This window comes from Burkholderia sp. Tr-20355 (assembly GCF_017104685.1).
GTDB lineage: Bacteria > Pseudomonadota > Gammaproteobacteria > Burkholderiales > Burkholderiaceae > Burkholderia > Burkholderia seminalis.
The window spans coordinates 1-9,163 of the sequence record NZ_JAAGPK010000230.1 but is presented as its reverse complement, the minus strand read 5'-3'; the positions used below and the strand labels follow the sequence as shown (position 1 = coordinate 9,163).

The window sequence follows — 9,163 nt, the reverse complement described above, 5'->3', positions numbered from 1 at the left end:
TTGCGCGGCCGCCTGCGGGTCGCGCTCGCCGCGCGCTCGTCCGGGATGGCGCGGCTCGCGACGCTCGACACGATCATGGAGCGCGTGCTCGGCGCGCGCGAGCGCAGCCTGCTGTCGGCCGTGCCCGCGCTGCTCGGCACGCGTTTCGCGCGGTTGCGCGACGCGGAACGACAGGCGCTGGCCGATGCCGAATCCGCTGCTGCTGCTGCCGCCGACCCGGCCGGATCGGCCGATGACGGCGCGGCGGCCGGCACCACGGCCGTCGCGGCGATCGTGCCCGGCACATGGCTCGATACGTTTCGCGACGAGATGCAAAGCATCCTGCTTGCCGAACTCGAAGTCCGGTTTCAAACGGTAGACGGGCTGCTCGCGGCCCTTCGCACCTGCTAATCAACACGCTATGTCCAGAATTCGCCTTGATCTCGTTGTCTTCGTCGCCGGTCTGCTCGCTGTGGGCTGGATCGGTGCCGGCTATGTCGCGTCGAACCCGCTGGCGTCGGCCGTCACGCTGCTGATCGGCGCGTGCTACGTCGCCGGCGCCTGGGAACTGCTGCGCTACCGCCAGGCGACCGCCACGCTGTCGCGCGCGGTGGCCGGCCTGGCCGAGCCGCCCGCGAAGCTCGACACGTGGCTCGACACGCTGCACCCGGGCCTGCGCGGCGCGGTGCGTGCGCGTGTCGAAGGCGCGCGCGTCGCGCTGCCGGGCCCGGCGCTCACGCCGTACCTCGTCGGCCTGCTCGTGCTGCTCGGCATGCTCGGCACGTTGCTCGGCATGGTCGTCACGCTGAAGGGCACGGGCGCCGCGCTCGAAAGCGCGACCGATCTCGACGCGATCCGCGCATCGCTGATCGCGCCGGTGAAGGGCCTCGGGTTCGCATTCGGCACGTCGATCGCCGGCGTCGCGACCTCGGCGATGCTCGGCTTGCTGTCCGCGCTCGTGCGCCGTGAGCGGATCGACGCGGCCCAGCAGCTCGACGCGAAGATCGCGACGACGCTGCGCGTGCATTCGTCCGCGCATCAGCGCGACGAATCGTTCCGGCTGCTGCAGCGCCAGGCCGACGTGATGCCGGCGCTGGTCGACCGGCTGCAGACGATGATGACGACGCTCGAAGCGCGCAGCGTCGCGCTGCACGATCGCCAGCTCGAAAACCAGCAGGCATTTTTCGACCGGACCGAGCGCGCGTATGCGGGCCTTGCATCGAACGTCGGCGACGCGCTGAAGGAAAGCGCCGCCGAAAGCGCACGCGTGGCCGGCGCCGCGTTGCAGCCGGTCGTCGCCGCGACGATGACGGGGCTCGCGCAGGAGATGGCCGCGCTGCGCGACACCGTGACGGGCGCCGTGCAGCGTCAGCTCGACGGATTGACGGACGGCTTCGAGAAGACCGCCGGCAACGTGACGGCCGTCTGGAACCGCGCGATCGACGAACAACGTCAGGCGGGCGACGCCGTCGCGCGTCAGTTGCAGACGACGCTCGGCCAGTTCACCGATACCTTCGCGCAGCGCTCGTCGGACCTGCTCGACAGCGTCGCGACGCGCCTCGAATCGACCGAAAGCCGTCTGTCGGATGCGTGGCGCGATGCGCTGGCGCGCCAGGAGCAGGTCGGCGAGACGCTGGCCGGCCAGCATGCGCGCGCGCTGGGCGAAGCCGCCGCGACGTTCGAGCGCCATTCGGGCGCGGCGCTCGCCGCGATGCGCGAGTCGCACGCCGGGCTGCAATCGCAACTGGCCGCACGCGACGAAGAACGTCTGTCGGCGTGGAACGATTCGCTGGCCGCGATGGCCGCGAAGCTCGGCGACGAATGGCAGCGTGCGGGTGTGCACAGCGCCGGCCGCCAGCAGGAAATCTGCGACGCGCTCGCGCAAACGACGCGCGAGCTCACCGCACAGGCCTCGACGTTCGAACAACGCTCGAACGACTTGCTGACGACGATTCGCGAGTCGCACACGGGCCTTCAATCGCAACTGGCCGCACGCGACGAAGAGCGTCTGTCGGCCTGGAACGACTCACTGGCCGCGATGGCCGCGAAGCTTGGCGACGAATGGCAGCGTGCGGGTGTGCACAGCGCCGGCCGCCAGCAGGAAATCTGCGATGCACTCGCGCAAACGACGCGCGAGCTCACCACGCAGGCCTCGACGTTCGAACAACGCTCGAACGACTTGCTGACGACGATCCGCGAGTCGCACACGGGCCTTCAATCGCAACTGGCCGCGCGCGACGAAGAGCGTCTGTCGGCGTGGAACGACTCGCTGGCCGCGATGGCCGCGAAGCTTGGCGACGAATGGCAACGTGCGGGCGTGCACAGCGCAGGCCGCCAGCAGGAAATCTGCGATGCACTCGCGCAAACGACGCGTGAGCTCGCCACGCAGGCGTCGACGTTCGAACAACGCTCGAACGACTTGCTGACGACGATCCGCGAGTCGCACACGGGCCTTCAATCGCAACTGGCCGCACGCGACGAAGAGCGTCTGTCGACCTGGAACGACTCGCTGGCCGCGATGGCCGCGAAGCTCGGCGACGAATGGCAGCGTGCGGGCGTGCACAGCGCCGGCCGCCAGCAGGAAATCTGCGACGCGCTCGCGCAAACGACGCGCGAGCTCACCACGCAGGCGTCGACGTTCGAACAGCGTTCGAACGACTTGCTGACGACGATCCGTGAGTCGCACGCCGGTCTGCAATCGCAGCTCGCCGCACGCGACGAAGCCCGCCTGTCCGCCTGGAACGATTCGCTCGCCGCGATGGCGGCGGCACTGCGCGACGAATGGGCGCAGACGAGCGCGCAAGCCGCGACGCGCCAGCAGGACATCTGCGACACGCTGGCCCGCACCGCGAACGACATCACCGCGCAGGCACAGGTGCACGCGAGCGACACGATCAACGAGATCGCGCGCCTCGTGCAGGCCGCGTCGGAGGCGCCGAAGGCCGCGGCCGACGTCGTCGCCGAGCTGCGCCAGCGCCTGTCCGACAGCATGGTGCGCGATACCGCGACGCTCGAGGAGCGCAGCCGCCTGCTCGCGACGCTCGAAACGCTGCTCGGCGCGGTCAACCACGCATCGACCGAACAGCGCGCCGCGATCGACGCGCTCGTCAGCACGTCGGCCGACCTGCTCGATCGCGTCGGCGCACGCTTCAACGATACCGTCGATGCCGAAACGCGCAAGCTCGACTCGGTGGCCGCGCAGGTCACGGCCGGCGCCGTCGAGGTGGCGAGCCTCGGCGATGCGTTCGGGATGGCCGTGCAGGTGTTCGGCGAATCGAACGACAAGCTGCTGACCCACCTGCAGCGCATCGAGGCCGCGCTCGAGAAGTCGCTCGCGCGCAGCGACGAGCAGCTCGAGTACTACGTCGCGCAGGCGCGTGAGGTGATCGACCTGAGCATGATGTCGCAGAAGCAGATCGTCGAAGACCTGCAGCAGCTCGCCGGCCGGCGCGCGCCCGTCGGAGCGTAACGCATGCACGACGAAATCGACGGCGGCGCGCAATCGGCGCCGGTTTGGCCCGCGTTCGCCGACCTCATGTCGGTGCTGCTCGGCGCGTTCGTGCTGATCCTCGTCGGCGTGATCGGCATGCAGCTTCAGTTGACGTCGAAGCTCGAGGAAGCCGTGCGGGCGCGCCAGCTCGAGGCGCAGCAGCGCAAGTTGCTCGAACAGGCGCTCGCCGGGCCGCTCGCGGCCGGCCGCGTGACGCTCGTGAACGGGCGCATCGGCATCAGCGGCAGCGTGCTGTTCGCGCTGAATTCCGACCAGTTGCAGCCGGCGGGCCGCGACCTGCTGAAGTCGCTGGCCGCACCGCTGGCCGCGTACCTGAAGACGCGCGACGAGATCCTGATGATCAGCGGCTTCGCGGACGATCAGCAGGTGCACGCCGGTAACCGCCTGTTCGCGGACAACTGGGAACTGTCGGCCAAGCGCGCGTTGACGGTCACGCGTGCGCTGATCGACGCCGGCGTGCCGGCATCGTCGGTGTTTGCCGCCGCATTCGGCTCGGAGCAGCCGGTCAGCTCGAATGCGGACGATGAAGGCCGCGCGAAGAACCGCCGCGTGGAGATCGCGCCGGTGCCGCGCAAATCGGCATCGAACGGAGGGAAGGCGAAGTGACGGACGACGCGACGCACGTCCGCGCGACGCTCGACGCATGGCGCGAGCAGGGCGCCGACCGGCTCGATCCCGTCCGCTTTCACCGGATCGACGCGCTCGAACGGCGTGCGGCCGCGCTCGGCGGAAACGCGCGTGCATTGCTCGACGCGCGGCTGGCGGCGTTGATCGAAGACTATTCGGCAGTCGTCGCGCGGGCGGAGGAAACGCGCGCCACGGATGACGCGGCACGGGGTGCGCCCCGGCGTGGCGCGCTCGCGGCGCTCGTCGACCGGCTCGCGCGCGATGCGCAGGCTGACCGGCGCGGGCTCGATCCCGAACTGGTCGACTACTTCCGCACGATGTGGTCGAAAGTCCGCACGGAGCAGCAATACCGCCAGTCGCTCGACCAGGTGCCGCGCAACGCGGGGCCGCTCAATTCGAACAGTCTCGTGCACCGGTCGCTGGCAACGATGCGCGAATTGTCGCCGGAATACCTGCAGCAGTTCCTGTCGTACGTCGATGCGCTCGCGTGGCTCGAGGATCTCGCCGGCGGCGGCGCGCAACCCGAGAAGGAAGCGCCGCGCGCGAAGGCGGTGAAGAAGACCACGCGGAGCAAGAGCCGCTAGCGCACTGGCGCGCACCGCCGCGGCGGGGGGCGGTTACATCGACAGCCGGCCCGAGGCCGCCGCGTGTTGATACCGCGCTGCACTGATGAATTTCGAAAAGCGTTCGCACCAGATCACGACGGACGTGTATTGCGCCGGATTCACGTCGTCGGGCAGCGGCACGACGAAATTGCCGAATGTCCTCAGGTCGCCCACGCGCGCGGCACGCGCCTTGATCGCGAGGAACGATGCCTTGGTATCGACGAATTCCGGCACGAGATAGATCTTGTAGTCGGGCCCCGGTGCGATGTCGCCTTCGAACGCGATCGACGTATCGGTGACCGTCAGCTTGCCGTCCGCCCAGTGCAGCGCATCGCTGCCCGGCAGGCCGCGTTCGAAGCGGCCGGTATGGCGTGCGTTTTCCGCGGCCACTTGCAGTTCGACGGCGCTCGCGCCTTCCGATGCCGTCAGGATCGGCAGCACGTAGATGCCCGCGGCGAATGCCACGAGGCCCGTCGCGAGATGCGACGCGATCAGTATTCCGATTCCGGTTTTCATATCGGGCCCTTTGAGCGTGAACAGAGGGTGGCGCACGGCCACGTCCCTGTAGTCGCGCGAGCCGGTGAAATCTGACAGCGGGCCGGTTTTCCGTTGAACACGCCGATTCGGTCGGGCAAGCCGCGTGACGGCCGTGTCGCGACACGGCGAACCATTTTTTCCGTCGGCGTGTGTCATCTTTGCCCGCGTGGAGCGACTCACTCTCCGTCGACAACATCGTCGATGCCAAGGAGAGTTCAAATGAACAAGCTTGCTCTGTATGTTCTTGCGACGGTTGCCGCAGCCGCTTCCGTTTCCGCATGGGCCGCGCCGGAATCCACCGTGACGCGTGCCGGGGTTACCGCCGAACTGGCCGCACTGCACGCGGCCGGATACCGCCAGACCGGCGAAGATCCGCATTACCCGGCACGGCTGGCTGAAGCGTTGACGAAGATCGGCTCGACCGGTGCGTCGACGGCCGATACCAGCGGATACGGGATGGCGGAAACGGCAACGAGTGAATCGGGCTCGATCACCGCCGACCGGCCGATCTATCGGGGACGATGATCCGGGCCGGACGTTGCGTCCGTCGACGGGCGCAACGTCCAATTGTTTCGGACTACGGTGAATTTCACCGCATGCGCGGTGTCAGTGCGTTGACTCGCCTTCCGAAATCGCGGTGCCGAGTGCGTGCAGCGCTTCGACCAGTGCCGCCGCGAACGGTGGATGCGCGGCGATGCCCGCCGCATCGAGCTGGCTGCCGAGGATCGGCAGCGCGATCGACGCGCGCTCGACGATGCGTGCGGACATCACCGACAGCGTTTCGCGCAGCGCCGCGTCCGCATGCGTCGCGCGCGGCGACGCATTCAACACCGCGACCGGTTTGTACACGACCGCCTCGCATCCCACGACCCAGTCCAGCGCGTTCTTCATCACGCCGGTGATGCCGTGCGCGTATTCCGGGCTTGCGATCAGCACGCCGTCGGCGGCGTTCAGGCGATCGATCAGGTCGCGCACGGCGGCCGGCGACGGAGATTCGGCATCGGGATTGAACAACGGGAATTCGCCGAGCCGATCGAAGCGCGCGATGCGCATGCCGCGCGGCGCGACGAGTGCGGCCGCATCGAGCAGCGCGGCGTTGTACGACTGCGCGCGGAGGCTGCCGCACAGCGCGACGATGTCGATGGGACGGTCGGTGTCGGTTCGGGGATGGGTGGTCATCGAGGGGCGTGTCGGTTGGCGCGCGGTGTGCGGCCGCGTTGAGCGGGCCGGACCGATTATCGCATCGGCGTGCGGGTGGCGTGGCGTGCGTTGCCAATGCGCGCGGCTCGCGGCGCCGCATTGAAAACCGCCGCGGGATCATGCCCATCCGGTTCCGCGTCGCTCATCCCGGCCGCCCGGGCGAATTCCGTCATCGTCCATCCGTTGCCGAGCAGCAGCCGGCGTGTATGCAGTGCGCCGTGCACTTCGTCGGCGACGGCTTCGCCGAGATAGCGCAGCGCGCGGCCCTCGACATCGACGAAGCCGTGACGGTAATCCTGCGCGAGCGCCGTCCACAGCCGCGCGGCGCCGACCGACTGGCGCGCGCCGCTGATCAGGCACAGGCCCGCGTCGAGCGCCCAGCGGTACAGCGTCGTCGCGAGGCCGTTGCGTTGCGCCGAGCCGCGCAGCCGTGTGTGCGGCGCGCGCAGGTAGCGATCGGCGCGGCGGGGGATTTCCGGAAGACGGTTGAATACCGTGTAGCCGGCGAGCTGGCGCGAGGCCGGATCCTCGACATACAGGAAGTATTCGCCGTCCGCTTCGCGGTGGCGGACGATCAGGCCCGAGCGGCCGAGCGTAACGGCCGGCAGGCCGTGCAGGCGATGGCCCGGCTGGTGGAGGCGCTCATGGAGTGTGTCGAGTTCGTCGTCGATGTCGTGCTGGGAATGCTGTACGTCGATACGCATGGCAAAGGTCGCCCGTCCCGGGCGGTTCGAGAAAGGGGTTCATCGCAAAAGGGAACAGGAGCGGGTGCGGCCCCCGGGCTCGGCGGAGCGAGCCGGGGCCGCGAATCAGCTGGGGATGTGCTGGAAACCGGCGGCGATCGCGGCGAGGCCCGCGATGCAGAGTGCGAACAGGATCAGGACTTTGTGGATCACGCCTCTTTCCTCATGAATGCGCGGCGCCGGCGGGCGGCATCGCGGAGACGGTGAGCGGCGGGCATGGCCCGCACGGCCGTCGTGCGGGACGACGGTCGGGTGTCCGGGCGACGGATCGTGCGCGGACGGCCAGCACCATACGCGAGGTGCCGGAGGCGGGCAATCGGACGGGCGGAAAAAGGCGATGAAAAGCGGAGAAAGACGTTGTTTCGCGACAATGGGCCGCAGGCTGCCGGGCGTCGCCGCCCGGTAGCCGATCGATGCATCACGCCACCTGCCGCCCCCCGAACGCCTGCCGTACCCGCGCGAACAACCCATGCTGCGCGATCCATTCGGCATACGCGCGATAGTCGGGGTCGCGCATCAGGTGGCGCTCTTCCGTCTTCGCGCGCGTGTAGTAGATCAGGTTGACCGCGACGAGCCCGGCGCAGTGCATGAGCCCGACCTGCCAGCCGAGCGGTTCGACGAACGGCACCGACACCATCCAGTACGACAGGTTCTTCGTGATGTACGCCGGATGCTTGGTGAAGCGGTACGGGCCCGACGTGATGATCCCGCGGTTGGTGAGATTCGAGAAACGCAGCCCGAACGAAATCGTGCACAGCGCGTAAGTCAGCAGCAGCAGGATGATCACCGTGCCCCAGATCACGCGCAGCGTCGGCGCCGACAGCAGCCAGTTGTCCCAGAACACCGAGCCTTCGTAGCGGATGTAGTTGTTCGAGATCAGCGACCAGAACGGCTGGTAGCAGATCAGCGCGGCCACCCAGCCGAGCGTCGTCGGCTCGACGGTGCGCACGTGGCTGTCGAGGATGCGGAACGTGCACAGGTAGCCGACCGTGCCGAACATCAGGTCCATCGTGAACGACAGGTCGTACATGAACACGAAGGTCGCGATCGTCATCGGCGCGTGCATCGCGTTCGCGAGCGACGCGCTCAGGTGATCGGAGTCCTTCGACAGGTAGACGGTCATCAGCGGCAGGAAGAATGCCTTCACGCCCCAGCCGGCGAGCATCTCGCGCACCGGCTTCCAGCTCGCGGGCTGCTCGCGGCGGAACAGGAAGCGGCCCCACAGCAGGTACGCGTCGTCGGTCTCGCGCTGGTGACGGTCCATCCACGCGAAGTAGAACGGTGCGGCGACGATCACGTACGGCGCGAGCGAGCGCAGCAGCGACCAGAACGGCAGGTAGAACGCGCCGTGGTATTCGGGCAGCAGCCAGTAGATCACGCCGATGCCCGCGTAGATCGACGTCAGCGCGCCGAGCCGCGTCGCGACGCGCGCGATGCTCAGGGGCCGCACGGCCTGCCGCGACAGCCCCGCGCTCGGGCGCAGGTAGACGCGCGAGATGAAGAGTTCGTGCAGCGCGATCGTGCCGATGATCGCGAGGCTGGCGATGACCGCGCGCGTGGCCGCGTCGAGCGTCGGATGGTCGCGCGTGATCCACAGCGCGAAGAGTCCCGCCGTGATGCCGAGCAGGCCGGCGCGGAAGGGCGTGGCGGAGCGCGGTGGGCGGTCCTGGGCGGCGACGATGCCGTCGAGCGTGGAATTCATGATCGGATCCTCGTGGGGATGAGGGCCGGCGCCCCCGCTTGGCGGGTGACGCCGGCCGTCGGCCGGGCTTGGTATCGATGCGCGCCCGGCCATTGGCCTGTGGTTCTGATGGGTGAAACGTCGACGCTTGCTTCTTACTTCTTGGTGCCGCCGCCCAGCAGACCGCCGAGCAGGTTGGTCACCGGCGACAGCAGGTTGCCGGCACCGCCCGCGGCGCCCCCGTTCGAGCTGCCGGTCAGGCCGCCGACCACGGAGCCGA

9 protein-coding genes are annotated in these 9,163 nt (G+C 68.7%); 5 read left to right on the top strand and 4 right to left on the bottom strand.

Translation table 11 applies throughout. The features are described 5' to 3' along the window. The 4 genes from G3N62_RS32455 to G3N62_RS32440 all read left to right on the top strand — a co-directional run. Window positions 1-390 (top strand): DUF3348 family protein (locus G3N62_RS32455; RefSeq protein ID WP_206141430.1); only part of this gene is annotated, 390 nt, incomplete at its 5' end. A gap of 10 nt (window positions 391-400) precedes the next feature. Further along, complete coding sequence (locus G3N62_RS32450) at window positions 401-3,448, top strand: DUF802 domain-containing protein (RefSeq protein ID WP_124670872.1); 3,048 nt, start codon at window positions 401-403, stop codon at window positions 3,446-3,448. Window positions 3,449-3,451: 3 nt separating this feature from the next. Continuing rightward, complete coding sequence (locus tag G3N62_RS32445) at window positions 3,452-4,096, top strand: OmpA family protein (RefSeq protein WP_124670873.1); 645 nt, start codon at window positions 3,452-3,454, stop codon at window positions 4,094-4,096. Next, the gene (locus G3N62_RS32440) at window positions 4,093-4,701 is read left to right on the top strand and encodes a DUF2894 domain-containing protein (RefSeq protein ID WP_124670874.1); all 609 of its coding nucleotides are present in this window, start codon (window positions 4,093-4,095) and stop codon (window positions 4,699-4,701) included. Before G3N62_RS32445 ends, G3N62_RS32440 begins: the two co-directional genes overlap by 4 nt. A gap of 33 nt (window positions 4,702-4,734) precedes the next feature. Here G3N62_RS32440 and G3N62_RS32435 read toward each other — a convergent pair whose 3' ends face one another. Then, a complete protein-coding gene (locus G3N62_RS32435) occupies window positions 4,735-5,238 on the bottom strand; it encodes a DM13 domain-containing protein (protein ID WP_034188276.1) in 504 nt (167 codons plus the stop codon). Window positions 5,239-5,478: 240 nt separating this feature from the next. Here G3N62_RS32435 and G3N62_RS32430 point away from each other — a divergent pair, with 240 nt between their 5' ends. Continuing rightward, entirely contained in the window at window positions 5,479-5,784 is a 306-nt protein-coding gene (locus tag G3N62_RS32430; protein WP_034188275.1) for a DUF4148 domain-containing protein, read from the top strand. 81 nt (window positions 5,785-5,865) lie between these two features. Here the strand turns inward: G3N62_RS32430 and G3N62_RS32425 are convergent, their stop codons facing one another. From G3N62_RS32425 to G3N62_RS32415, 3 genes are all read right to left on the bottom strand, one after another. Beyond that, window positions 5,866-6,438, bottom strand: a complete 573-nt coding sequence (locus G3N62_RS32425; RefSeq protein WP_124670875.1) for an NADPH-dependent FMN reductase — start codon at window positions 6,436-6,438, stop codon at window positions 5,866-5,868. 56 nt (window positions 6,439-6,494) lie between these two features. Further along, a complete protein-coding gene (locus G3N62_RS32420) occupies window positions 6,495-7,163 on the bottom strand; it encodes a histone acetyltransferase (protein WP_241013266.1) in 669 nt (222 codons plus the stop codon). 457 nt (window positions 7,164-7,620) lie between these two features. Next, on the bottom strand, window positions 7,621-8,904 hold the full coding sequence (locus G3N62_RS32415) for an isoprenylcysteine carboxylmethyltransferase family protein (RefSeq protein WP_124670876.1): 1,284 nt from the start codon (window positions 8,902-8,904) through the stop codon (window positions 7,621-7,623). Window positions 8,905-9,163 lie beyond the last annotated feature (259 nt).